Genomic DNA, 24,594 nt, shown 5'->3' with positions numbered 1-24,594 from the left:
TCCAAGCACACCGGGTCGGATACCAACTCTGATGAGGACACCGCAATTGGGGATCGGGTGACGAAACCGAAGTTGACCGAGTCGAGTACCGAACCCGCTGACGATGTCTCCACCAACGGTGGGGTGCGTCGCACCGTGCTACCCGGTGGCCTGCGCGTGGTCACCGAACACGTGCCCGGCGTGCGCTCGGCGTCCATCGGGGTGTGGGTCGGCGTCGGTTCGCGCGACGAAGGCCCGACCGTGGCCGGCGCCGCGCACTTCCTCGAACACCTGCTGTTCAAGGCGACGCCGACGCGAACCGCCCTCGATATCGCCCAGGCCATGGACGCGGTCGGCGGCGAACTCAACGCCTTCACCGCCAAAGAACAGACCTGCTATTACGCCCACGTCATCGACGAAGATCTGCCGCTGGCCGTCGACCTCGTCTCCGACGTGGTGCTCAACGGTCTGTGCCGCGCGGTCGACGTCGACGTGGAGCGCCAGGTGGTCATGGAAGAGATCGCGATGCGCGACGACGACCCCGAGGACCTGGTCGCCGATTCCTTCCTGACCGCCATGTTCGGCGACCACCCGATCGGGCGCCCGGTGATCGGCAGCGTCGAATCGATCGAGAACATGCAGGCAGCGCAGTTGCGCGGCTTCCATCAGCGCCGCTACCGGCCCGAACGCATGGTGGTCGCGGTCGCGGGCAATGTGGAGCACGAGCGGGTCGTGGAACTGGTGCACCGCGCGTTCGGACCGCATCTCGACACCGCCGCCGAACCCGCGCCGCGTCGCGAAGGCAAGTTCCGCGCGCAGGGCGCACCGGGGCTGATCAGGATCGATCGGGACAGCGAACAGACCCACCTCGCATTCGGGGTGCGGGCCTTCGGCAGGCACGAGGGCCAGCAGCGCTGGCCACTGTCGATCCTCAACACGATCGTCGGTGGGGGCCTGAGTTCCCGTCTGTTCCAACGCATTCGGGAAGAGCGCGGCCTCGCGTACTCGGTGTACTCGAGCGTCGACACCTTCGCCGACACCGGGGCCTTCTCGGTCTCGCTCGGCTGCCAACCCGAAAATCTGGGTCAGGTCACCACTTTGGCGCGCGACGTGCTGGAGGATGTCGCGGTCAACGGTGTCACCGACGCCGAATGTGCCAGGGCCAAGGGCTCTTTGCGGGGTGGGCTGGTGCTGGGTCTCGAGGACTCGGCCTCCCGGATGAACCGGATCGGGCGCAGTGAACTCAGCTACGGCAACCATCGCAGTGTCTCGGCGACCCTGGCCCGCATCGACGCCGTCACCACCGACGAAGTCAGCGAGATCGCCCGCACGCTGCTCGCCCGTCCCTACGGTGCGGCGGTCTCTGGCCCGTACCAGCGCACCCGCGACCTCCCGGCCTCGGTGCGCAAGCTCGTCGAGCGCTGACCTGAACGACTACCCGCGCCGGTACGGCTCACTGGCCGTCGTGGGCAACCGGGTCTTGGCGGTCGGGCGCGTGGACGGCCTCCTCGGACGCGCCCGCGCGGTTGGCGGCGTCGACGATCGAGGGGAGTAGGCCGGGAAGGGCGCGCTCGATGGCGTCGGCACGCAGGTTCTGGAAGGTCTGACCGTCGATGGTCAGGCGTTCGATCAGGCCTGCTTCGCGCAGGATCTTGAAGTGGTGGGTCGCGGTGGATTTGTTGATCGCGTCGTAGAGGGCCGCGCAGCGGATGGGGGCGGCGGCGTTGCTCAGGCGGCGGACCATTTCCAGCCGGACGGGGTCGTGCAGGGCGCCAAGGACGGTCGGCAGCGCGGCGACGGGTATGGTCGGCGCTGCCGCAATATCTTTAGCCTGTGTCATGAATTACCTCACTGGGGGTTTGATAGTCATCATACTCGGCGTAGCCTGAGTCTCGTTCGATGGTTATCAAACTCTGCTGATGGGGGCAGGAAGTGGCAGCGACAACGATGGCGCCGGTCGAGGCCGGGCAGCGCTGGGCGTACGGGCTCGTCCTGGCGGCGAGTGCGGTGGCGCTCGGGGTTTCCGGGGCGCCCGCGCCGCTCTATGGCATCTATGAGACCGAGTGGCACCTGTCGCCGCTGACCACGACCATGGTGTTCGCCGTGTACGCCTTCGCGGCGCTCGGCGCGGTGCTGGTATCCGGGCGGATCTCCGATGTGGTCGGCCGCAAGCCGGTGATGATCGGCGCCTTCGCCACCATGATCCTCGGGCTGGTCGTGTTCCTGCTCGCCGATTCGGTCCCGATGTTGTTGCTGGCCAGGGCATTACACGGCGCGGCCGTCGGCGCCACGGTCGTCGCGGGTGCCGCGGCGCTGCTGGATCTGCGGCCCGAGCGTGGTGCGCGATCGGGGCAGCTCAGTGGTGTCGCGTTCAACGTCGGCATCGCCGTCGCGGTACTCGGCACCGCGGTGCTGGCCCAGTACGCGCCGTCGCCGCTGCGTACACCGTATGTAGTGATCACTGTCGTGTGCCTGGCCGCGGGCGCCGGCATTCTCGCGCTGCGTGAACCGCACACCGCTCGGGTGAAGTCCCGGATCACCATTTCGAAACCGTCTGTCCCGCAAGAGATCCGGTCCGACTTCTGGTTCTCGGCGATCGGTGTGATGGCCGCCTGGTCGGTGCTGGGCGTATTGCTGTCGCTGTACCCGTCGCTGGCCGCGGCGAAGACCGGCATGCACAACCTGGTGTTCGGTGGCGTCGTGGTGGCGAGCACCGCGCTGTCGGCCGCCCTGGTCCAGCTGCTGGCCACCCGTATTCCGGCCCGTCGCGCCGCGATGATCGGCGATCTCGGCATGGCGGCGTCCCTGCTCGCCACGATTCCGGCGCTGGCCACGAAGCAGCCCGCGGTCGTGGTGCTCGCGGGTCTGATCCTCGGCGCCACCTTCGGGCTCGGTTTCGGTGGGTCGCTGCGCCACCTCTCCGAAGTCGTGCCGCCGCATCGCCGTGGCGAGACGATGTCGGCCTTCTACCTGCTGGCCTATTCGGCGATGGCTTTGCCGACCTTGGCCGCGGGTTGGGCGGCAACGACCTGGGGCCTCACCACGGTGTTCCCCTGGTTCATCGTGACCGTCGCGGTGGCGTGTGTGGGTGCGGCGCTGCTCGGCCTGCGCGGGACCCGCGCGGCCGCGGAACTCGCGTAATCGCGGACAGGCCGGTCCCGGCAGGGACCGGCCTGTGTGACTACGCGGGCCAACCGCCGTAGGGAACGGTGATCAGTTCCAGGAAGTGGCCGTTGGGGTCGAGGAAGTAGACGCCGCGACCGCCGTCGTTGTGATTGATCTCGTTGACCCCGTGTTGCTGGGGGTCGGCCCAGTGGTCCAGCCGGTAGCGCTGGATCTTGGCGTAGGCCGCGTCGAACTCGGCCTCCGAGACCAGGAACGCGTAGTGCTGGGGCTGGATCTCGGAAATGAACGGCGGCACCTTCGCGAAATCGAAGGCGGCACCGTGTTCGAGGGCGATCGGAATGAACGGCCCCCACTCTTTTCCGACGTCCAACCCGAGGATGTCCGCCCAGAACTCGGCGGTTTCCCGATTATCGTGACATCCGACAATGGTGTGATTGAACTGCACTGACAGGGGATTTCTCCTTGTTCGTGATGGCACCGACCCTGGGCTCGGTACGAGGCGGCCGACAGGAGCACCATCACCGAGATCGAGGTTAGCGACAGATCCCGGAACCTGTAAAGGGCTCTCGCGGTAGCGTCGCGAGCATGAAGATTCGTGGAGCCGTTCTGGAACGGATCGCCGACCCGGCGCCGTTCGCCGATTCGCAGCCGATCACCGTCTGCGACCTGGAGCTGGCCGAACCGGGCCCCGGTGAACTGCTGGTGCGGATCGAAGCGGCCGGGCTGTGCCATTCGGATCTGTCCGTGGTGGACGGCAATCGGGTGCGTCCGGTACCGATGCTGCTCGGCCACGAGGCCGCCGGAATCATCGAATCGGTGGGTGCCGGCGTCACCGATGTGGCGCCAGGGCAGCGGGTCGTGATGACGTTCCTGCCGCGCTGTGGTGACTGCGCGGGCTGTGCGAGCAACGGGCGCACGCCGTGTGGACCCGGCAGCGTGGCCAACAACGCGGGCGAACTGCTCGGCGGCGGGCGACGGCTCACCCGCGACGGTGAGGTCGTGCAGCACCACCTCGGCGTTTCGGGGTTCGCGACGCACGCGGTGGTGGACCGGCGCTCGGTCGTGCCGGTCGACGACGATGTGCCGCCGGAGCTGGCGGCGGTGCTCGGCTGCGCGGTGCTCACCGGCGGCGGCGCGCTGCTCAACGCGGCGAAACCCGGTGCGGGAGACCGGATCATGGTGGTCGGGCTCGGCGGAGTGGGAATGGCGACGGTGCTGGTCGCGGTCTCGCTCGGCCTCGGTGACGTGATCGCCGTCGACACGGTTCCCGAAAAGCTCGCGCTCGCCCGCGAATTCGGTGCGACGGTAGCGTGCACGCCGGGCGAGATCGCCGAGCAGGGCGTCATAGCCGACGTAGTGGTCGAGGCGGCGGGCAACGTACGCGCGTTCGAAACCGCGGTTGCCGCAACGGCACCCGGTGGCGTCACCGTGACGGTCGGCCTGCCCGCCCCCACTGCCACCGCCACCGTCTCCCCCCTGGCACTGGTCGCGCAGGGTCGCACCATCATCGGCAGCTACCTGGGCTCGGCGGTCCCCGCCCGTGACATCCCCGAGTACGTGCGGATGTGGCGCGAGGGCAAGCTGCCACTCGAACGGCTCGTTTCCTCGCGCATCGGCCTCGACCAGGTGAACCAGGCCATGGACGACCTTGCCGCGGGCGCGGCGCTACGACAGGTCATCGTCTTCGACTGACAGCCTGCGGGGCTGCAGGCTGGTGGCGGTCAGACAGGGTCCTTCACGAACGATCGCGCGTCCGAGTGTGTATTTCGGCGCAAATCGACGGTCGACTCCGCCGAAATGGGTGTCGGCGTGACGGGTTCGGGCAGGGTGCGGAACAACAACCAGCTCAGAGCGGGCATCGAGATCAGCGGTATCAGTGCGGTTTGCAGGGAGGTCGCGTCAGCGATGCCGCCGATGAGAGGGCTGGCCAGGCCACCGATGCTGACGGTCAGGCCGAGCGTGATCCCGCTTGCGGTGCCTGGGCGCGTGGGAAGGTAGTCCTGACCGAGGGTGACTTGCAGGGAGAAGGGAACGTACATGCCCACGGAGGTAGCTGCGACGAACAGGAACATCGCGGGGCCCGGGACGAACACGATCCCGGCGATGGCAGCGATGGTGAGCAGGTAGGACCAGCGGGCAACGATGACGCGATCCCAGCGGTCCGCCAGCCTGCCGCCCAGCACCGAACCCACTGCGCCGCCGAGGTAGAGCACGAACAGGGCTGCGGTGCCTGCGCCCGCGCTCCCGTCTTGCCGTTGCTGTGCGTAGAGCGCGATGAAAGTGCTCAGGCCGACGAAGGCGATGGACCGGAAGGCAACGGCCAGCGACAGTTTCACAAACGATGCCTTGTCGTCGCTACCGACGGCGATGCCCGAGGCCGTGGGAGCCGGCTTGCGCAGTGCGCGCAGGACAGGCAAGCACAGCACACTGCCTGCCAGCGCCGGCGCCATCAGCAGGGGCGACAGGCGCAGACCGCCGAGCACGGCGACGGCCGTGACCATGAGTGGCGCTGCCGCGAATCCCAGGTTGCCGCCGAGGGCGAACCAGCCCATGGCGCTGTGACTTCCCCGGCTGACGAGCCGTGCGACGCGAGCGGATTCCGGGTGATAGGCGGCAACGCCGACCCCGGACACCGCCACGAACGCCAGTGTCAGGGCATAGGAGCCACTCAGCCCGCTGAGCGCGATGCCGAGTCCGGCCAGGATCGTGCTGACCGGAAGAAGCCACGGCATGGCCCAGCGGTCGGTGAGCAGACCGAACACCGGCTGGGCGACTGAAGACAGCAGTGACGCGGCGAGGACGATGCCCGATACCGCGGCGTAGCTGTAGGCGTGTTCGGCGACGAAGAACGGAACGAGTGCGGCGACCGCACCTTGGTAGATGTCCACGCAAGCGTGACTGGTCGAAAGCAGGATGATCGATCGATTCTTTGCCACGTCCACCATGCTCATCCAGCAGCATCGTGTCGCGCTTCCGATAAACTGCCATCTGATGACGGAAATCCGCCACGTGCCGAGAGCGCCGACCCGCGCCCAATGGTTGGTACCCGGCGGCGCCATCGACGCGCATCGGCACGATGACCACCAAATCGTGTACGCGGGTCGCGGCGTATTGGCCGTGACAACCAGCGCTGGTACGTGGATCGCACCGAGCACCCGCGCAATCTGGGTTCCCGCGGGCACCATGCACGCGCATCAGGCGCACGGCGAACTCGAACTGCACCTGGTCGGCCTTCCAACCGCGGGCAATCCGCTCGGCTTGAACGAGCCCACCGTGCTCACAGTCGGCCCCCTCCTACGGGAACTGATCCCCGCCTACACGCGCGACCCAGACGACGACAGCCCCGAACGTGGACGACTCCGCGCGGTACTGCTCGATCAACTGCGAGCCTCGACCCAACAGCCTCTCCATCTGCCCACGCCGACCACCCCTCAACTGCGCGCAGTGTGCGAGATCCTGCACGCGAACCCGGCTGACGACCGAACACTGGCCGCTCTCGGCAGGCACGTCGGTGCGAGTGACCGCACCCTGTCGCGCCTCTTCAAAGCCGATCTCGGCATGAGCTTTCCGCAATGGCGCACCCAACTGCGCCTGTACAGAGCCCTGGTCCTGCTCGCCGAGGACACTCCGGTAACCACCGTGGCACACCTGTGCGGTTGGTCCTCGGCCAGTGCGTTCATCGATGTCTTCCGCCGCACCTTCGGACACACCCCCGGAACGTTGCGAGCTCGCTAGTGTCCGACCGCCGTTCGCTCGAGCCCACGATTGCTCGCTCGTGACTGGCGTGGTGATCAGGGCATCGAGGTCGGCGCCGCGGTCGGGTTGGGTGCTCGATAGGCTTCGAGGGGCAATGCGAGTCGAGGACGAGGAGATGCGGTGACCATTCGGGTCGGAGTGCTCGGAGCACGCGGCAAGGTCGGGCAGGCGATCTGCGCGGCGGTGGAGGCGGCGCCCGAGCTGGAGCTGGTGGCGCAGGTCGACAAGGGTGACGCGCTCGAGACGTTCACCGAGGCCGGGACCCAGGTGGTTGTCGACTTCACCCATCCGGATGTGGTGATGGGCAACCTGAAGTTCCTGATCGAGAACGGTATCCACGCGGTCGTCGGCACCACCGGTTTCGACGAGGTTCGCCTCGCCGAGGTGCGTGGGCAGCTGGCGCAGCGGCCCGAGGTGGGGGTGCTGATCGCGCCGAACTTCGCCATCGGCGCCGTGCTGTCGATGCGGTTCGCCGAGCAGGCGGCGCGGTTCTTCGACTCGGTCGAGGTGATCGAGCTGCACCACCCGAACAAGGCCGACGCGCCTTCTGGCACCGCCTACCGCACCGCCGCGGTGATCGCCGCCGCGCGCGCCGAGGCCGGAGTCGGGATCAGTCCCGACGCCACCACCACCGAACTCGAGGGTGCTCGCGGCGCCGACGTCGACGGGGTGCGGGTGCATTCGGTGCGGCTGGCCGGACTGGTCGCCCACCAGGAGGTGCTGTTCGGCACGCAGGGCGAGACCCTCACCATCCGCCACGATTCCATCGACCGGTCCTCGTTCGCGCCGGGCGTGCTGCTCGGTGTCCGCGAGATCGCCGGACGCCCGGGTCTGACCGTCGGGCTCGACCCGTTCCTCGATCTGTGAGCGACTCCGACACGCAGCGACCTGACCGGCAGGTGATGAAAACCGTTGCGGTCGTTGTGTTCCTGGTGATCGCCCTGCTGTACTACTTTGTGCGGCTCGGCGGCCTTGCCATCGCCTACATCGCCGACGGCGGGTTCGCGGGGATCACGATCGGCATCGGCATGCTGTTGCTGCCGGTGGTCGGGGTCTGGATCCTGTGGGCGACATTGAGCGCGGCGTTCGCTCATCAACGCCTGGCCCGGCGGATCCACGAGGAGGGCCTCGAGGTCGACACCTCCGACCTGCCGCGTCGCCCCTCCGGCCGGATCGAACGCGACGCGGCCGACGCGCTGTTCGCACAGATCAAGACCGAATGGGAAGCCGACCCCGACAACTGGCGCTCCTCCTACCGGCTGGCCCGCGCCTACGACTACGCCGGTGACCGGGGCCGCGCCCGCGACACCATGCGCCGCGCGGTGGCCCTGGAAAAGCTGGAACGCGACCCGGGAGAATAGCGATCATGGCCCGGTTGCTGATCATCCATCACACCCCGTCGCCGCACACCCAGGCGATGTTCGAAGCGGTCCTCGCCGGGGCGAGCGACCCGGAGATCGAAGGGGTCGAGGTGGTCCGCAGGGCCGCGCTGGCGGTGACCGCCGTCGACGTGCTCGAGGCCGACGGCTACCTGCTCGGCACCCCGGCCAACCTCGGCTACATGAGCGGTGCGCTCAAACACGCCTTCGACACGATCTACTACCCCTGCCTCGACTCGACCGGTGGGCGCCCCTACGGCCTCTACCTGCACGGGAACGAGGGAACCGAAGGCGCCGAGACCGGCGTGGAGCGGATCACCACCGGGTTGGGGTGGCAGCGCGCGGCCGAGTCGGTCGTCGTGTCGGGACCGCCCAGCAAGGCCGATCTGGAGAAATGCTGGGAACTCGGTGCGACCGTCGCCGCTGGTCTGATGGACTGAGGCGCCCCCGCCCCGAATATTGGTGGGCTGACATGGGGGCTCGGGATGCGGTAGAACTCGAGACCGAAGTGTTGCGGGCTGGCCGCGGTGGGTGTTCGAGGATGGGGAGTGGTCGGTGAGCGAGTTGGAGCAGACGCACGCGGTGCGACGGGTCGGGCTGGTCGAGGACCACGAGTCAGTGGCGATCGGGCTGGCGGCCATGCTCGGCCCCGAACCCGATCTGGAATTGGTGGCGGTGGCGGAGTCCGTTGCCGGGCTGCTCGCCGAGACGACCGATCTCGATCTCGTGGTCCTCGATCTGCGGCTGCCCGACGGATCATCGCCCGAGGACAATGTCACCGCGCTGCGCGACCGGGGGATCGAGGTGCTGGTGTTCACCGGCGCCGACAACGCCTTCCTGGTCCGCTCCGCCGCCAAGGCAGGCGTGCTGGGCGTGCTGCGCAAGTCCGAGAGCGTGGCGACGGTGGTCGCGGCGGTGCGCCGGGCCGCGTCGGGCGAGCAGGTGGTGACCACCGACTGGGCCGCCGCCATCGACGGCGATCCGAAGCTCTCCGACGTCGGGCTCAGCCCGCGTCAGGAGGAAGTGCTGATGCTGTACGCCTCGGGGGAGAAGGCGTCGCGGGTGGCCCGGCTCACCGGGCTGTCGGAACAGACCGTGAACGACTACCTGGGCCGCATCCGGCAGAAATACGCCGATGCGGGCCGACCAGCACCGACCAAGACCGATCTGTACAAGCGGGCCGTCGAGGACGGGTGGCTGCCCGTGCCGGAGAGGCAGCAACGCACGTGAGTGATCTCGCGGTCGCGACGGCGCCCGCACAGGTCGGCGACGTGGAGTTCTCGCGGGCGGCGACCGACCAGATCCTGCGCAGGCTCGGGCTGTGTATCGGGACCGGCGCGATGATCGTGATGGTGCTGGAGCTGCCCGCGATCCTGGTGCAGCCGGTCAATCAGTCGGTATGGCCGGAAACGCATCTGCTTGGTGCCTACCTGGTGTTCGCGGCGCTGGCGATCGTGTCGGCGCGCGGTCCCGTGGCCGCGATCCGGCGCACCGCCGCGGTGGCCGCCCTGTGCTACCTCGCGGCCACCCTGGCGACGCCGCTGGTGTATTCGGTGGTAACCATCGGTTCCTTCGCGTCCTGGCCCTACCGCGGGATGGCGGTGGGCGTGATGGCCGCGGGCCTGGCCTGGTCACGCCGTGGTGCGGCCGTCTTCGGGGCGTTGCTCGCCGTGGCGACCAGCGTCTCGAATGCCCTTGTGGTGCCGGACAGTTCGACGTGGGCCCTGTTCGGTGACATCACCCGCGGACTCGGCGTCGCCGCGCTGTTCCTGTGGTGTGTGGTGTACGCGCGCGCCGCGGCCGAGCGGGTCGACCGGGAAGCGGTCCGGCAGCGCAGCCGCGCGGCGGCGGTCGCGGCGACCTCGGCCAGGGAACGCGAGGGCGCGCGGTTCGCGGCGCTCATCCACGACGCGGTGCTCTCCACGCTGCTGGAGGCCTCGCGGGCGCAGGAGTCCTCGTCGGTGCTGCGCAATCAGGCCGCGCGCACCCTCGAACAGCTCGAGCAATCGCGGACCGTGCCCGAGATCGACCATCTCGACGCCGCCGCGACCATCGAATTCCTGCGTGAAGCCGTGCGCGAGGTGGCGGCCGAGGTCCCGGTGCAGGTGTCCTCGCGGCGCGCGGCCGATCTGTGCCTGCCGATAGACGCCGCGCAGGTGCTCGGTGCCGCGCTGACGGAGGCGGTGCGCAACAGCTTGCGCCACGCCGACGTCGCGGGTCGGACGGTGCGGCGCGGTGTGTCGGTCACGATCGCGACGGGCGGCATCCGGGTGGTGCTGTCCGATGACGGTGCCGGGTTCGATCCGGCGCGGGTCTCGGCCGATCGGATGGGGATCGCGGGCAGCATCCTGGGGCGGATGCGCGCGCTCGCCGGTGGCGCGGCCTTCGTGGAATCGGCGCCCGGCGCGGGGACCGTGGTGACTCTGGTGTGGGGTAGTTGATGGTCGATCGTGATCTGCCGTTCGCGATGCGCGATCTGTTCGGGCTCAGCGACGGCACCGCATGGCTGTTCGTGGTGATCTTCGAGGCCACCATCGTGATGTATCTGCGGGTGAACTTCGATATCGCGCCCCCCGTGGCCGCGTTCGGCGCACTGGTGCTGATGACCGTGGCGGCGCTGGTGGTGCTGGTGTTCCCGGTGGATCCCCTGCCGTGGCCTGCCACGATCTTCGTGGCGTGCGCCGGCCCGGCCGCGATGGCGATGACGGTGCCGTGGCTCGAGAGTTCGACGGGGTTCGCCCACCAGCTCTGGACCGCCTATCCGACCTCGTATCTGCTGGCGATGCTGGTGCTGCGCGGGCGGATCATGTCGGCCTGGCTGGGGGTCGCGGCGGCCGCGACGGTGCTGGTCACGATGGGTGCGTTCACCAGCTGGTCGCCCGAGACGGTGGTGCGCGCGCTGACCCCGGTGGCCACGGTCGGCGCGGTGACAGTGTTCATGTCCATCGTGGCGCCCACTCAGCGTTCGCTGCGCGAGCTGCGCAGCGAGGCCAATCGCCGGGCGGCGACGGAGGCCGCGCTGGCCGCCGCCAACGCCGAGCGGGATCGTCAGCTGGGGGCGCTCGATCGGGTGGCGGGGCCGCTGCTCGCGCGCATCGCGGCGGGGATCGAGCTCACCGACACCGAACGCGAACAGTGCAGGCTGCTCGAAGCGGAACTGCGCGACGGGCTGCGGGCGCCGCAGCTGGTCACCGAGCGGCTCAGCGCCGCTGCGCGCGGGGCCCGAGCGCGGGGGGTCGAGGTGACTCTGCTCGACGACGGCGGCTTCCGCGGGGTGCCGGAATGGGTGCGCCACAACGTGATCGAGGCGGCGGTGGACGAACTCGACATGGCCGGAGCAGGTTCGGTGACCGTGCGTGTGCTGCCGGTCGGCAGGCGCTGGGTGGCGACCGTGCTGGCCGCCGCGCCGGGCGGGGATCGGCGGACCGAGATCGACACCGCGGGCGAGGTCCGGGTCTCCACCTGAGGCCCAGTTCTTGTCGGACCTCTGTGCCAGGCTGAGGCAATGCAGCGGATGAATGCGGCGCAGGCCCGTCGAACGGCGCTGGCCGCGCAGGGCTTCGGCAAGCGAAGGCCCACCAACCCGAAGCGTCGGGCCGTGCTCGATGTGGTCGCCAGAACCCGTCTGCTGCAAATAGATTCGGTCTCGGCGGTGGTGCGGGCGCACTACGCGCCGGTGTTCAGCCGGATCGGTCCCTACGATCGCGGCCTGCTCGACGGCGCCGCCTGGAGTGACAGCGCGAAGGCGCGCCGGGGGCTGGTGGAGTACTGGGCGCACGAGGCCGCGCTGATCCCGGTCGCCGACTGGCCGTTGATGCGCTGGCGGATGGCGGAGTACCGGCACGGGCGCTGGTCGGGGATGCGCAAGGTCGTCGAACGTAATCCCACGCTGGGCAAGGACATCCTCGACGTCGTCACCGAGGTGGGGGCGGCGAGCGCGGGGGAGATCGAACGTCATCTCGAGCTGGACAAGCCGCGTCCGAAGGGCACCTGGTGGAACCTGAGCGATACCAAGATGATCTGCGAGCAGCTCTTCGCCGCGGGTGAGCTGTCCACCGCCCGCCGGGTCGGGTTCACGCGCCATTACGACCTCGCAGAACGGGTGATCCCGGCCGATGTCCGCGACCGCGAGATCGGCGAGGACGAGGCCGTGCGCGAGCTGATCCGCCGATCCAGCCGGGCCCTCGGTATCGGCACCGAGGCCGACCTGCGCGATTACTACCGCCTGGCCCGGCGCCAGAGTGCCCCGGCGATCGCCGACCTGGTCGACGCGGGCGAACTGCTCCCGGTCGACGTCGACGGCTGGGACGCGCCCGCCTACCTGCACCCGGAGGCCGCCACCCCGCGCCGGATCACCGGCACCGCACTGCTGTGCCCGTTCGATCCGCTGATCTTCTTCCGCCCGCGCACCCAGCGGGTCTTCGACTTCCACTACCGGATCGAGATCTACACCCCCGAACCCAAACGGGTGCACGGGTATTACGTTTTCCCGCTGCTCGTCGACGGCAAGCTCGTCGGCCGGGTGGATCTGCGCGCCGAACGCGCCACCGGCCGACTGCTCGCCCCCGGCGCGTTCGCCGAACCGGGCTACGCGACGGTCGAGACCGCGCGGGCATTACACGGGGCGCTGCGGGAAATGGCCGACTGGCTCGAACTCGACGAAGTCGTTATCGGCGAACGCGGCGACCTCGCCCCGCTGCTGTGATTTACCAGCCCTTGCCGCCGTATCCGCGCATCTGATCCTTCAGCGCCCCGCTGACGGCACCGGAGAGCCAGGAGTTCAGCGACTGGCCGTTCTGCTGGGCGGCCTCTTCCGCCTTCGACTTCAATTGCTCGACCAGACGGAGGGTCACCCGGCTGATATCGCCGGTCATCTCCTCGAAAGTCTGCGGTTCCTCGTCCCCCGGCGGGGTGTTCTTGCGCACGTCGGCCTTCGCGTCGGTGCCTTCCAGACGGACGTGCACGGTGCGGTCACCGAGTTCGGTACTGATCTCGGCGGCCAGTTCCGACAGCGCCGAGAGCAGCACCAGCCGGCTCGAACTCTCCACCGCGGCGGCGAGGGCGGCGGCGGTGGCCTGCGTTTTCTCGTCGCCGAGCGCTGCGGCGGCGATCAGTTCCTCGCGCAAGCGCGCGGTATGAGCATTCAGATCCATGACATCAGTGTGACGTCATATATGACATCACGCAAGGTGAAAGCCACCCACCGGCCGCCGCTTCGGACGCTAGGGTGTCGAGGCGCGTCCGGCGACCGGGTAGCCTTTCTGACCATGACGAACGGTGAATCGACGCCAACGGAGCTGCGCGCGTCCGGCACGGTAGGTGTCGCGATGGTGACCCCCTTCAGCGCTGCGGGCAAGCTCGACGTCGATGCCGGTGTCGCACTGGCGGCACACCTGGTCGACCGTGGGGTCGACCTGCTGATCATCTCGGGCACCACCGGCGAATCGCCGACCACCACCGAAACCGAGAAGGCTGATCTGCTCCGCGCGGTCGTCGACGGTGTCGGTGACCGGGCCACGGTGGTCGCGGGTGCGGGTACTTACGACACCGCGCACTCGATCGAACTGGCGCGTGCCGCGGAGAACGCGGGCGCGCAGGGTCTGCTCGTCGTGACGCCGTACTACTCGCGGCCCACGCAGGAAGGTCTGATCGCGCATTTCACCGCGGTCGCCGATGCCACTGCGCTGCCGGTCACCCTCTACGACATTCCACCGAGGTCGGTGGTGCCTATCGCCATCGACACGATCCGGCGCCTTGCCGAGCATCCCAACATCGTCGCGGTGAAGGATGCCAAGGGCGATCTCGTCTCCGGAGCCGATCTCATCGCGACCACCGACCTGGATTTCTACTCCGGTGACGACGGACTGAACCTGCCCTGGCTCTCGGTCGGGGCGGTCGGGTTCATCAGCGTCATCGGACATCTCGTGCCGGAACGACTGCGCGAGATCCACGACGCCTACACCACCGGTGACGTGGCGAGGGCGCGAGAGATCAACGCGACACTACTGCCGCTGTACGCGGCCATGACCCGCCTGGGAGGTGTGGCGATGTGTAAGGGAGGACTCCGATTGCTCGGCATCGACGTAGGTGAGCCCCGGTTGCCCCAGCTGATGCCGACGCAGGCACAGCTGGAGGAGCTAGCGCTCGACCTGCAGGCCGCGGGGGTGTCGGCATGACCGAACCCGTAGCCCGTAAGCCCCGTCGCCGTGCGGCATCACGTGCCGCCGGTGCGCCCGAGCCGACACCTGTGGAGAGTGTGCAGGCCGCGGTGAAAAAGGTGGCGCCGGCGAAGGCCGCTCCCGCGCAGGAGCAGGCGATCGCCGAACCGATCGCCGAGATCACCGCGGAGGCCGACCTGGTCGGTGCCGCTGAAGCGGGCACCGACGTGGTGAACGCCGCCGAGGAACGCGTCACCGCGAAGAAGACGGCGCCGCGCCGTGCCAGGACCAAGCAGGCCACCGAGGCCAAGGGCAAGGTCGAGGCCAAGGCCAAGCCCGCCGCCGAGCAGTCCCGCGGCGGTGGCCGTGGCAGGCAGGGTGGCGGTCGCGGTCGCGGTTCCGCGCCGGTGGCCGAGCCGCGCGAGAAGGCCGCCCACGACAAGCTGGGCGCGCCGCCGAAGCTGGTGAAGAACGGCCTTCGCCTGTTCGCACTGGGCGGCATCGGCGAAATCGGTCGCAACATGACCGTGTTCGAATACGGCGGCAAGCTGCTGATCGTCGACTGCGGTGTGCTGTTCCCCGAGGACCAGCAGCCCGGTGTCGACCTGATCCTGCCGGACTTCGGGCCCATCGAGCACCGGATGGACGACGTCGAGGCCGTCGTGCTCACGCACGGCCACGAGGACCACATCGGCGCCGTGCCGTTCCTGCTGCGCCTGCGCCAGGACATCCCGGTGATCGGCGCCAGGTTCACCCTCGCGCTGGTCGCGGCCAAGGCGCGCGAACACCGCCTGCAGCCCAAGCTGCGCGAGGTCGCCGAGGGTGAGACCACGGTGCACGGCCCGTTCGAGCTCGAGTACTTCGCGGTCAATCACTCGATCCCCGACGCGCTCGCCGTCGCGATCCGCACCCCCGCGGGCGTGGTGCTGCACACCGGTGACATCAAGCTCGACCAGCTGCCGCTCGACGGCCGCCTGACCGACCTGGCCGGCTTCTCGCGTCTCGGCGACGAGGGCGTCGACCTGTTCCTGGTCGACTCGACCAACGCCGAGGTCCCCGGCTTCGTCACCCCCGAGCGCGAGATCGGTGGCGTGCTCGACAATGTCATCGGCAAGGCCACCAACCGCGTCATCGTGGCCTCGTTCGCCAGCCACGTGCACCGCATCCAGCAGGTGGTCGACGTCGCGCAGAAGCACAACCGCAAGGTCTGCTTCGTCGGTCGCTCGATGGTCCGCAACATGGAGATCGCGCAGGACCTCGGCTACCTGACGGTGCCCGACAATGTCGTGGTCACCCTCGACCAGGCCGCGAACCTGCCCGGCAACCGGATGGTGCTGATCTCCACCGGATCCCAGGGCGAGCCGCTCTCGGCGCTGTCGCGGATGGCGCGTGGCGAGCACCGCCAGATCAACATCCGGGCCGACGACCTGGTGGTGCTGGCATCGTCGCTGATCCCCGGTAACGAGAACTCGGTGTTCGCGGTGGTCAACGGCCTGGCCCGGCTCGGTGCGACCGTGATCACCCAGCAGAGCGCGAAGGTGCATGTCTCCGGACACGCCTCCGCCGGTGAGCTGCTGTACCTGTACAACGCGGTGCGCCCGACCAATGCGATGCCGGTGCACGGCGAATGGCGGCACCTGCGCGCCAACGCCGCGCTGGCCATCGCGACCGGTGTGCCCGAGGAGCGGGTGATGCTGGCCGAGGACGGCGTGGTGGTCGACCTGGTCGACGGCATCGCCTCCATCGTCGGCCGGGTGCCGGTCGGGCACGTCTACGTCGACGGCCTGTCCGTCGGTGACGTCGGCGAGTCGACCCTGTCGGACCGCCTTGTCCTCGGCGAGGGTGGTTTCATCTCGATCACCATCGTCATCGACTCGACCACCGGCAAGGCGGTGAGCACGCCCGAGCTCAACGGGCGCGGCTTCTCCGACGACCGCACCGCGCTCGACGGCGCCAACGAACTGGTCGAGGCGGAGCTGCTGCGCCTGGCCGGTGAGGGCATCACCGACACCCATCGCATCGCCCAGGGCGTGCGCCGGGTGGTGGGTCGCTGGGTCGCCGACGTCTACCGTCGTCGCCCGATGATTGTGCCGACAGTCGTCGCCGTCTGATCCGCTGATAGCCGAAAACCGCCGGGCGACAACGTCGCTCGGCGGTTTTCGTTCGTTCAGGCCTGGCAGGCCGCGGAGTCGAGCTTGGCCGACTTCACGATGTTGCAGGTGAACTCGTGGGACACCCGCCAGCCGCCTTCGGCCGCTACGAATTCCACCGTCGCGCCCTTGACCGGGCTGCCGTCGATGGTGACGTCTGCCGGTGCGGTCACCTTGCCGTCGGCAGGCGCGCCGACGCTGGTGATCTTGGCCGTGACATTGTTCTTCTTCGCGGCCTCGACGAACTTGTCGACCAGGTACGGGTCGCGCTCGGCATCCTCGATGAAGGCGGCCTTCTCGTCGTCGGTCAGCTGACCGGCCAGCGCCTTGTCGAGGCGGGCGTTGAGCTCCTCGACGGTCGGCGCGGGCAGGTTCGGCACGGTGGTGGTCATCGGCGCGTCACCGTCCTGGGTGCCGTCGACCTTCTTGCCGTCCTCGAACCCGGCACCGGCGGTCGTCGTCGGCGCGGCGGTGGCGGGCTCGTCGCTGCTGCTGCACGCGGTCAGGCCGAACGCGGCGGCGGCCACCGTCAGGGCGGCCGCCGTTCTGAACATGCGGTTGTTCACTGATCTCCCCAAAAAATGAAAAGGTGTCGCCGGAGTGATTCTCCGGCGAGTGGCGACTAGACCCCGTAGCCCGAGGTGCAGTTCCAGTTGATGATGTTGGCGGCGCCGCCACGGTTCGCGTTGATCGCGTTGCGCTTGGCCTCACGCAGCGACGGTGCCGACGCCCAGCTGTAGGAGCGACGCGATTCGGCGAGCGCGCCACATCCGTTGCGCCACGACACCTTCACGTCGCAACCGGCGCCCCCGCCGCTGCGCTGGCAGCCGTTGATCGCCGCCGACTCGGCCTCGGCGTAGCTGTCGTAGTTGGCGCTGATACTGGATGCGCCGTTGCGCGACAGCGCGAGCGCGCCGTAGTTGTCGGCCTGCGCGTGCGCCGGTGCGATGTGCCCCGCGAACATGGCGACGGTGGCGGCACCCAGCACGACCGCGCTGGTGAGCAATCTCTTCACTTGTAGCTTCCCCTTCATAAGCACGGGTCGACGACCCGATAGAGCGCTGTCAAGGTACCGACCGGTGTGCTGCTCGCGCCACTGTTGCGGGCCCAGAACGGCCGAAATAGAGGAGATCGGCAAGGATTCGATAAGTTCGGGTCCGCGAAACGCGGTTCCCGGCGAGATTTCCCCGCGCTGACCGGGGCGCCGCGACCTGCGCATCCAGGCCGGATAACCCCGGCAGGCGGGGTGGGACCAGTGTTGCGGATGGTCTCGGAGGTGCTCGAGCGGCTAGCCTGAGGTCATGGCAGGTAAGTCCCGCAGCACCACGACCTCTCGTGCGCGGGCGGGATCGACCAGGGGGCGCACGCCTGCGGCGCGGTCTCGTTCGGCGACACCGCGCGCGACGCCGGCCCCACGTGGACGCACCACGCCCGTCCGCAGGCCGGTCAAACGCGCGTCCAACACCGCACCGCTCGCGGTGATCGGCCGCGGTATCGGCAGTAGCTGGACCATGTTGGCGCGCGGTGTCGGCGCCACCACCCGCACGTTGAGCCGGGCCGGTGAACTGGAGCACGGGCACCGTCGCGACGGAATCGGGTTGGCGCTCATCGCGTTGAGCGCGATCATCGCCGCCGCGATGTGGCTCTCGGCGGGCGGGCCGGTCGGGCGCTTCCTCGAGGACGTCGTCCGCGCGATCGCCGGATCCGCGGCCGCGCTGGCGCCGATTCTGCTGGTCGCGCTCGCGGTGGTGCTGATGCGCACCGAACCGCATCCGGAGATCCGGCCGAGGTTGGTCCTCGGTGGGCTGCTCGTAGTGCTCCCCGCGCTGGGGATATGGCATCTGGCGGCCGGTTCCCCGACCGATGCGGAGGGGCGCGCCACGGCGGCCGGCGCGCTGGGCTATGCGATCGGGGGTCCGCTCGGGCAGGGCCTGACACCATGGCTCGCACTACCGATCCTGTTGCTGGCCATGATGTTCGGTGTGTTGCTGCTCACCGGCACCACGGTGCGCGAGGTGCCGACCAGGCTGCGCGAGTACTTCGGTCTCGGCGAATATGCCGACGGCGCCGACCCTTACGATCCGGCCAACTACGACGCCGACGGATTCCCGGTGCACCGCAACCGAACCCGTCGCCGCGGCCGCAACCCCGACGACAACTACCCGCCCGACGAGTTCGGCGGCTCCGACGCGGTCACCGAGTCGCTGGGCGAGCCGCCCCTGCGCGATGCCAAGCCGATCGAGGAACCGGGGGCGTCCGCGCAGAATGCGTCAGCCCCCGCACCGAAACCGGCGCGCAAGCGACCGGTGGCCAAGCCGGTCGACCAGACCCCGCCGCCGCCACCGGAACCGGAATTCGTCACCGACCGCGTCGTCGACGGCGACTACACGCTGCCGCCGCTCACGCTGCTGCTCGACGGCGACCCGCCCAAGAAGCGTTCCGCGGCCAACGAATCGATGATCGAGGCGATCACCGAGGTCTTGGTGCAGTTCAAGATCGATGCCGCCGTCACCGGTTTCGTGCGCGGCCCGACCGTCACCCGCTACGAGGTGGAGCTCGGCCCCGGCGTCAAGGTCGAGAAGATCACCGCGCTGGCCCGCAACCTCGCCTACGCGGTCGCCACCGAGAACGTGCGCCTGCTCGCGCCCATCCCCGGAAAATCGGCCGTCGGTATCGAAGTGCCCAATGCCGACCGCGAATTGGTGCGCCTGGCCGACGTCCTGAAGTCGCCGCACACCCGCAACGACCACCATCCCCTTGTCATCGGCCTCGGCAAGAACATCGAGGGCGAGTTCGTCTCGGCGAACCTGGCCAAGATGCCGCACCTGCTGGTGGCCGGTTCCACCGGCTCGGGTAAGTCGAGCTTCGTGAACTCGATGCTGATCTCGCTGCTGCACCGAGCCACGCCCGAGGAGGTCAGGATGATCCTGATCGACCCGAAGATGGTGGAACTCACGCCGTACGAGGGCATTCCGCACCTGATCACGCCCATCATCACCCAGCCGAAGAAGGCCGCCGCCGCGCTGGCCTGGCTGGTCGAGGAGATGGAACAGCGCTACCAGGACATGCAGGCCAACAAAGTCCGCCACATCGACGACTTCAACAAGAATGTGCGGTCGGGCAAGATCACCGCCCCGCTGGGCAGCGAACGTGTCTACCGGCCCTACCCGTACATCCTGGCCATCGTCGACGAGCTCGCCGACCTGATGATGACCGCCCCGCGCGACGTCGAGGACGCGATCGTGCGGATCACCCAGAAGGCGCGTGCCGCCGGTATCCACCTGGTGCTGGCCACCCAGCGGCCGTCGGTGGACGTGGTGACCGGTCTGATCAAGACCAATGTGCCCTCGCGGCTGGCGTTCGCCACCTCCTCGCTCACCGACTCGCGCGTCATCCTGGATCAGCCGGGCGCGGAGAAACTGATCGGCATGGGCGACGGTCTGTTCCTGCCGATGGGTCAGGGCAAGCCGACCCGGCTGCAGGGCGCGTTCATCTCCGACGAGGAGATCCAGGCCGTCGTCGAGTTCAGCAAGACCCAGGCAGAACCCGAATACCAGGAGGGCGTCACCGCGGCCAAGGCCGGCGAGGTCAAGGACGTCGACCCCGATATCGGCGACGACATGGACGTGCTGCTGCAGGCCGTGGAGCTGGTGGTCACCTCGCAGTTCGGGTCGACCTCGATGCTGCAGCGCAAGCTGCGCGTCGGCTTCGCCAAGGCGGGCCGGTTGATGGACCTGATGGAGACGCGCGGCGTGGTCGGGCCGAGTGAGGGGTCGAAGGCGCGCGATGTGCTGATCAAGCCGGACGAGCTCGACGGGTTGCTCTGGTCGATTCGGGGCGGGGACCCCGCCGCCGCCGACGACGAATAGGTAGGCCTGCGCCCCTGGGGCCCCACGCGGAACTGACGTACTACTAAGGTGTGGCTCACCTTAGTTGTAAGGTTGCGCGGTAGGTCCGACAGAGGGAGTTCGAACGTGGTGTCCGTGGGTGAGGTCCGCCTGGCAGCGAAGGACCTGGACGTCGGGCACGCGGGCAGGCCGGTGCTGAAACAGGTGGACCTGTCGCTGCGGGCCGGGGAGATCACGGTGCTGGTCGGCCCCAACGGCTGCGGAAAGTCCACGCTGCTGCGCACGCTCGCCGGTCTCCTGCCGCCGCTCGGTGGTGCGGTACGCATCGATGACGCGCCGCTCGGTTCGCTCGGCCGCCGCGCTCTTTCGCAGCGCCTGGCGTTTCTTCCCCAGTCGTCGCAGGCGCCCGCCGGGGTGACAGTTCGTGAGCTGGTCCGGCACGGCCGGTACGCCCATCGCGGCGCCCTCGCCCGGCACACCGACGAGGACACGGAGGCGATCGACTGGGCGCTCGACGTCGCCGACGCGGCGCCGCTGGTCGAGCGTCGCCTCGACGAGTTGTCGGGAGGCGAGCGCCAACGAGCCTGGCTGGCCATGGTGCTGGCGCAACGGGCAGGCGTGCTCCTGCTGGACGAACCCACCACCTACCTCGACCTGCGCCATCAGTTCGACGTGCTCGACCTCGTGCGGCGGCTGGCCATGGAGCACGGCATCGCCTGCGGCGTGGTGCTGCACGACCTGATGCAGGCCGCGGCCTACGCCGATGAGGTCGTGGTGGTCGCCGACGGCGCGATCGCGGCCGCGGGCACCCCGGACAACGTCCTCACTCCCGACGTCATCGAGCGTGCGTTCGGCCTGCGCGTGAGCGTCGTCCGTGATCCGGCGACCGGATATCTCGCCTGTTTCCCGCAGCGGGCCGGTGCCCCCGACGCTTCCTGAATCCTCGGCTTACCCAGGTTCGCCGCTTTTCACCAGTACAAGGAGAGATTCACCATGCAGAGAATGCTGCGCGCCCTGGCGACGGGTAGTTCCGTCGTAGTACTCGCGCTGGCCGCTGTCGGCTGCGGGTCAGGGACGGTCGGTGGGGCCGGGGGCGACCCGTCGGGCGGGGACAAGGCCGCGAGCGGCGCGATCACGGTCGAAACCGCGCAGGGCCAGGTCACCCTGGACAAGCCCGCGGTGAAGGTGGTGACACTCGAATGGACCTACGCCGAGGAGCTCGTCGCCCTTGGTGTCACCCCGACGGGCAACGCCGACAACAAGGGCTACGGCACCTGGGTCACCGCGAAGGGGGCGGCCCTGCCCGCGGAGGTCACCGATGTCGGCTCCCGCAGCGAGCCGAGCCTGGAGAAGATCAAGGCGCTGCAGCCGGACCTCATCGTCGTCGACAACGACCGGGCGAAGGCCAACCTGGCTCAGCTCCAGGGCATCGCGCCGGTCATGGCGTTCACCTACACCACCAACCCCCAGCTCGACACGATGAAGAAGAACTTCACCGAGCTGGCGAAGGCGGTCGGCAAGCAGGACAAGGCCGCCGAGGTGAACAGCCAGATCGACGCCAAGGCCGCCGACCTCGCGGCCCGGATGGGCAAGGCGGGCAAGGGCGGCCAGAAGTACGCGCTCGCACAGGCATTCACCGCCAACGGTGTCGCATCGATCCGGATGCTCACCGACGATGCCATCGCGCCCCAGCTGCTGAACCTCGCCGGGCTGAAGAACGGCTGGAAGGGCAAGCCGGACTCGTGGGGGATGACCACGGTCGGCGTCGAGGGGCTCACCCAGGTCGAGACGGACGCCACCTTCCTCTATGTCGCGGCCGACAAGGACAACCCCTTCACCGGCGATCTCGCCGACAACGCGGTGTGGACAGGCCTGGAGTACGTCAAGAACGGCAAGACGCTGCCGCTCGACCCGGGCACCTGGCTCTTCGGCGGCCCGCTGTCGGCCATGCACATCCTGGACGAGACCGGCAAGGCACTGAAGGTCTGATGTCCTCGGCAGCACTGGCGGCCGCGGTGGCCCGTCCGTTCGGTCGCCGCCCACGAGCTGTGCTCATGGGCGGCGCCCTGTCCCTCGTCCTGTGCCTGGTCGGTGTGGTTCACCTCGGGCTCGGCGCGTCCGGGGTGGGGCTCGGCGACATCGTGGACCTGCTCCTCGGCCACGGCGACGACCGCACCGAGGACGTCCTGCTCGGCAGCCGTCTGCCGCGTACGCTGACCGGGCTCGTCGTCGGCATCGCGCTCGGCGTCTCCGGGGCGCTCGTCCAGGGAGCGACCCGCAACCCACTGGCGGCCCCCGACACGCTCGGCGTGAACGCCGGAGCGTACTTCGCGGTGGTGCTCGTCGCCTTCACCGGCGTGAGTCTGGGTCCGCTCCCCGCCGGGGGCGCGGCTTTTCTCGGCGGCCTCGTCGCGGTGGCCCTGGTCTACCTGCTCACCAGTGGGGGCGTCATGACGCCGGGACGGGTGCTGCTGGCCGGGGCGACCATCGCCATGGCCGCCACCTCGGCGGCGGAGTTCCTCCAGATACTAGACTCACAGGCCACCCGTGGACTGTTCTTCTGGGGCAACGGTTCCCTGCTGCAGTCCGGTCTGGAACGGCCGCTCACGCTCGGCGCGGTGGTCGTCGCCGGTGCTCTGATTGCCCCGTTCCTGGCGCGCCCGCTCGACCTGCTGACCCTCGGCGACGAGACGGCCCAGGCGATGGGCGTCCGGGTCGAACGGATTCGTCCCGCGGCGTTCCTCCTCGCTGTGCTGCTGTCGGCGTCGGCCGTGTCCCTCGCGGGCCCGATCGGCTTCGTCGGACTGATCGGCCCGGTCATCGTGCGGCAGTTGGGCATCCGCGCGCACGCGCTGCTCATTCCGATGGCGGCGCTGGTGTCGGCCGTGCTGGTGCTCGGCGCGGACGCGGCCGCGCAGCTCATCGCGGCGCCCGCCGCCGCGCAGCCCTCCGAGATCCCGGTGGGCGTGGTCACGGCGCTGATCGGTGGCCCGGTCTTCATGGCACTGGCCCGCCGGGTGAGTACCGGCGACGCCGACACCGGTGCGGCCGTCGTGGTGTCCGACCGGCGTCGCGCTCCCCGGTACGCCGTCGCGCTCGGTGGCGGGCTGATCGTCCTGGCCGTCGCGATGGCCGTTTCGTTGCGGGTGGGCGACGTCCAGATCAGCTGGAGCCAGATCGGCGCGTGGGTATTCGGTTCCGCCGAGCAGATCACCGAAGCGGTGGTGTCCTTCCGGCTGCCGCGCATTCTGGTGGCGGCGCTGGCGGGGGCCTGCTTGGCGGTGGCCGGAGCGGCGGTGCAGGCGGTCGTGCGCAACCCGCTGGCCGAACCGGGGCTCGTCGGCGTGACCGGCGGGGCGTCGCTCGGCGCGATCACCGTCATCCTGTTGGTCCCGTCGGCGCCACTGGCCGCCCTGCCCGCCGCGGCGGGCATCGGTGGCGTGCTGATGCTGGCACTCGTCCTGCTGGTGGCCGGCGGCAGCGGCAGCCGGACCGGCCTCGATCCGACCCGGGTGGTCCTGGTCGGCCTCGGCGCGGCCGCCACCTCCATGGCCCTGGTGAACATCATCGTGGTCGGCGCGCAGATGAACCTCGCGGCAGCACTGGGCTGGCTCGCAGGCAGCACCTACGGTCGTGACTTCTCGGCGCTGAGCTGGCTCGTCCTGCCCGCCCTGGTCGCGGTGCTGCTCGTGGTCGTCGCTCGGCCGGTGAACCTGCTCGCCCTCGGCGAGGAACTGCCGCCCGCGCTCGGGCTCGATCTGGGACGCGCCCGGCTGCTCGTCCTCGGTGCGGGCGCTGTGCTGGCCGCGGGCACGGCCGCCGCCGTCGGCGCGGTCGGCTTCGTCGGCCTGGTCGCACCGCACCTCGCCCGCCGCATCGTGGGCAACAACACCGCGCGCATGATGCCGATGGCCGCGGTGCTCGGCGCGGTGCTCGTCGTCTGCTCGGACGCCCTCGGTCGCCGGCTGCTCGCCCCGACCGAGATTCCGGTGGGCATCGTCACCGCGCTGGTCGGCGCGCCGTACATGGTGTGGCTGCTGCACCGCACCAGGGAGGTGTGAACTCCCGCAGTCGATTTCGGTGACCGAGGGGAGTATCGGGGTCGCGCGGCGAACGGATGCATCCGACGCGCCGCCCGGGCGATGCGCAGGGCAGGCCGGATGTGTGTGGAATCATGGCGGGTAAAGACTCGGCAAAG

23 protein-coding genes are annotated in these 24,594 nt (G+C 69.2%); 17 read left to right on the top strand and 6 right to left on the bottom strand.

Translation table 11 applies throughout. From position 1 onward, the window contains the following. Positions 1-72 precede the first annotated feature (72 nt). Positions 73-1,404, top strand: a complete 1,332-nt coding sequence (locus ACQHI0_RS18735) for a M16 family metallopeptidase (protein WP_427909218.1) — start codon at positions 73-75, stop codon at positions 1,402-1,404. A 28-nt stretch (positions 1,405-1,432) separates the two neighbouring features. On the opposite strand, the gene ACQHI0_RS18730 is transcribed toward ACQHI0_RS18735, so the two are convergent. Beyond that, the gene (locus tag ACQHI0_RS18730; RefSeq protein ID WP_427903158.1) at positions 1,433-1,819 is read right to left on the bottom strand and encodes an ArsR/SmtB family transcription factor; all 387 of its coding nucleotides are present in this window, start codon (positions 1,817-1,819) and stop codon (positions 1,433-1,435) included. 107 nt (positions 1,820-1,926) lie between these two features. Here ACQHI0_RS18730 and ACQHI0_RS18725 point away from each other — a divergent pair, with 107 nt between their 5' ends. Further along, a complete protein-coding gene (locus ACQHI0_RS18725; protein ID WP_427909217.1) occupies positions 1,927-3,120 on the top strand; it encodes an MFS transporter in 1,194 nt (397 codons plus the stop codon). Between the two features lie 40 nt (positions 3,121-3,160). Here the strand turns inward: ACQHI0_RS18725 and ACQHI0_RS18720 are convergent, their stop codons facing one another. Next, positions 3,161-3,556 carry a VOC family protein gene (locus tag ACQHI0_RS18720; protein WP_427909216.1) on the bottom strand — a complete coding sequence of 132 codons (396 nt, stop codon included), beginning with the start codon at positions 3,554-3,556 and terminating at the stop codon, positions 3,161-3,163. A gap of 134 nt (positions 3,557-3,690) precedes the next feature. Between ACQHI0_RS18720 and ACQHI0_RS18715 the strand changes: the two genes are divergently transcribed. Then, positions 3,691-4,797 carry an alcohol dehydrogenase catalytic domain-containing protein gene (locus tag ACQHI0_RS18715; protein ID WP_427903157.1) on the top strand — a complete coding sequence of 369 codons (1,107 nt, stop codon included), beginning with the start codon at positions 3,691-3,693 and terminating at the stop codon, positions 4,795-4,797. A gap of 29 nt (positions 4,798-4,826) precedes the next feature. On the opposite strand, the gene ACQHI0_RS18710 is transcribed toward ACQHI0_RS18715, so the two are convergent. Then, positions 4,827-6,041 carry an MFS transporter gene (locus ACQHI0_RS18710; protein WP_427903156.1) on the bottom strand — a complete coding sequence of 405 codons (1,215 nt, stop codon included), beginning with the start codon at positions 6,039-6,041 and terminating at the stop codon, positions 4,827-4,829. Positions 6,042-6,096: 55 nt separating this feature from the next. On the opposite strand from ACQHI0_RS18710, the gene ACQHI0_RS18705 reads away from it, so the two are divergent. From ACQHI0_RS18705 to ACQHI0_RS18670, 8 genes are all read left to right on the top strand, one after another. Continuing rightward, a complete protein-coding gene (locus ACQHI0_RS18705) occupies positions 6,097-6,840 on the top strand; it encodes an AraC family transcriptional regulator (protein ID WP_427903155.1) in 744 nt (247 codons plus the stop codon). Positions 6,841-6,981: 141 nt separating this feature from the next. After that, positions 6,982-7,728, top strand: coding sequence for a 4-hydroxy-tetrahydrodipicolinate reductase (dapB, locus tag ACQHI0_RS18700; RefSeq protein ID WP_427903154.1), 747 nt, complete (start codon positions 6,982-6,984; stop codon positions 7,726-7,728). Between the two features lie 35 nt (positions 7,729-7,763). After that, positions 7,764-8,222: a hypothetical protein gene (locus ACQHI0_RS18695; protein WP_427909215.1), complete on the top strand. Its 459-nt coding sequence runs from the start codon at positions 7,764-7,766 to the stop codon at positions 8,220-8,222. 5 nt (positions 8,223-8,227) lie between these two features. Beyond that, positions 8,228-8,680: a flavodoxin family protein gene (locus ACQHI0_RS18690; RefSeq protein WP_427903153.1), complete on the top strand. Its 453-nt coding sequence runs from the start codon at positions 8,228-8,230 to the stop codon at positions 8,678-8,680. 115 nt (positions 8,681-8,795) lie between these two features. Continuing rightward, positions 8,796-9,470 carry a response regulator gene (locus ACQHI0_RS18685; protein WP_427903152.1) on the top strand — a complete coding sequence of 225 codons (675 nt, stop codon included), beginning with the start codon at positions 8,796-8,798 and terminating at the stop codon, positions 9,468-9,470. Then, positions 9,467-10,681, top strand: coding sequence for a sensor histidine kinase (locus tag ACQHI0_RS18680; protein WP_427903151.1), 1,215 nt, complete (start codon positions 9,467-9,469; stop codon positions 10,679-10,681). Before ACQHI0_RS18685 ends, ACQHI0_RS18680 begins: the two co-directional genes overlap by 4 nt. Further along, entirely contained in the window at positions 10,681-11,706 is a 1,026-nt protein-coding gene (locus tag ACQHI0_RS18675) for a hypothetical protein (RefSeq protein WP_427903150.1), read from the top strand. Before ACQHI0_RS18680 ends, ACQHI0_RS18675 begins: the two co-directional genes overlap by 1 nt. 39 nt (positions 11,707-11,745) lie before the next feature. Further along, a complete protein-coding gene (locus ACQHI0_RS18670) occupies positions 11,746-12,945 on the top strand; it encodes a winged helix-turn-helix domain-containing protein (protein WP_427903149.1) in 1,200 nt (399 codons plus the stop codon). 1 nt (position 12,946) lies between these two features. Here ACQHI0_RS18670 and ACQHI0_RS18665 read toward each other — a convergent pair whose 3' ends face one another. Beyond that, on the bottom strand, positions 12,947-13,393 hold the full coding sequence (locus ACQHI0_RS18665) for a hypothetical protein (RefSeq protein WP_427903148.1): 447 nt from the start codon (positions 13,391-13,393) through the stop codon (positions 12,947-12,949). Positions 13,394-13,507: 114 nt separating this feature from the next. Between ACQHI0_RS18665 and dapA the strand changes: the two genes are divergently transcribed. Next, positions 13,508-14,416 carry a 4-hydroxy-tetrahydrodipicolinate synthase gene (gene dapA, locus ACQHI0_RS18660; protein ID WP_427903147.1) on the top strand — a complete coding sequence of 303 codons (909 nt, stop codon included), beginning with the start codon at positions 13,508-13,510 and terminating at the stop codon, positions 14,414-14,416. Continuing rightward, entirely contained in the window at positions 14,413-16,509 is a 2,097-nt protein-coding gene (locus ACQHI0_RS18655) for an RNase J family beta-CASP ribonuclease (protein WP_427903146.1), read from the top strand. Before dapA ends, ACQHI0_RS18655 begins: the two co-directional genes overlap by 4 nt. A gap of 56 nt (positions 16,510-16,565) precedes the next feature. Here ACQHI0_RS18655 and ACQHI0_RS18650 read toward each other — a convergent pair whose 3' ends face one another. Together ACQHI0_RS18650 and ACQHI0_RS18645 are read right to left on the bottom strand one after the other, a co-directional pair. After that, positions 16,566-17,102 (bottom strand): hypothetical protein, encoded by a 537-nt coding sequence (locus ACQHI0_RS18650; RefSeq protein ID WP_427903145.1) that lies wholly within the window; start codon positions 17,100-17,102, stop codon positions 16,566-16,568. A gap of 68 nt (positions 17,103-17,170) precedes the next feature. Further along, positions 17,171-17,563 (bottom strand): DUF4189 domain-containing protein, encoded by a 393-nt coding sequence (locus ACQHI0_RS18645; protein WP_427903144.1) that lies wholly within the window; start codon positions 17,561-17,563, stop codon positions 17,171-17,173. Positions 17,564-17,849: 286 nt separating this feature from the next. Here ACQHI0_RS18645 and ACQHI0_RS18640 point away from each other — a divergent pair, with 286 nt between their 5' ends. From ACQHI0_RS18640 to ACQHI0_RS18625, 4 genes are all read left to right on the top strand, one after another. Continuing rightward, on the top strand, positions 17,850-20,417 hold the full coding sequence (locus ACQHI0_RS18640; RefSeq protein ID WP_427903143.1) for a DNA translocase FtsK: 2,568 nt from the start codon (positions 17,850-17,852) through the stop codon (positions 20,415-20,417). Positions 20,418-20,522: 105 nt separating this feature from the next. Continuing rightward, entirely contained in the window at positions 20,523-21,335 is an 813-nt protein-coding gene (locus ACQHI0_RS18635; protein WP_427903142.1) for an ABC transporter ATP-binding protein, read from the top strand. Between the two features lie 54 nt (positions 21,336-21,389). After that, positions 21,390-22,385: an ABC transporter substrate-binding protein gene (locus ACQHI0_RS18630; protein WP_427903141.1), complete on the top strand. Its 996-nt coding sequence runs from the start codon at positions 21,390-21,392 to the stop codon at positions 22,383-22,385. Further along, complete coding sequence (locus ACQHI0_RS18625) at positions 22,385-24,457, top strand: iron ABC transporter permease (protein ID WP_427903140.1); 2,073 nt, start codon at positions 22,385-22,387, stop codon at positions 24,455-24,457. Before ACQHI0_RS18630 ends, ACQHI0_RS18625 begins: the two co-directional genes overlap by 1 nt. Positions 24,458-24,594 lie beyond the last annotated feature (137 nt).

Origin of the sequence: Nocardia sp. FBN12, assembly GCF_050320175.1 — a bacterium.
Classification (GTDB): Bacteria; Actinomycetota; Actinomycetes; order Mycobacteriales; family Mycobacteriaceae; genus Nocardia.
Note: the sequence above shows the minus strand (reverse complement) of the source record. Positions and strands in the feature narration are given on the sequence as shown.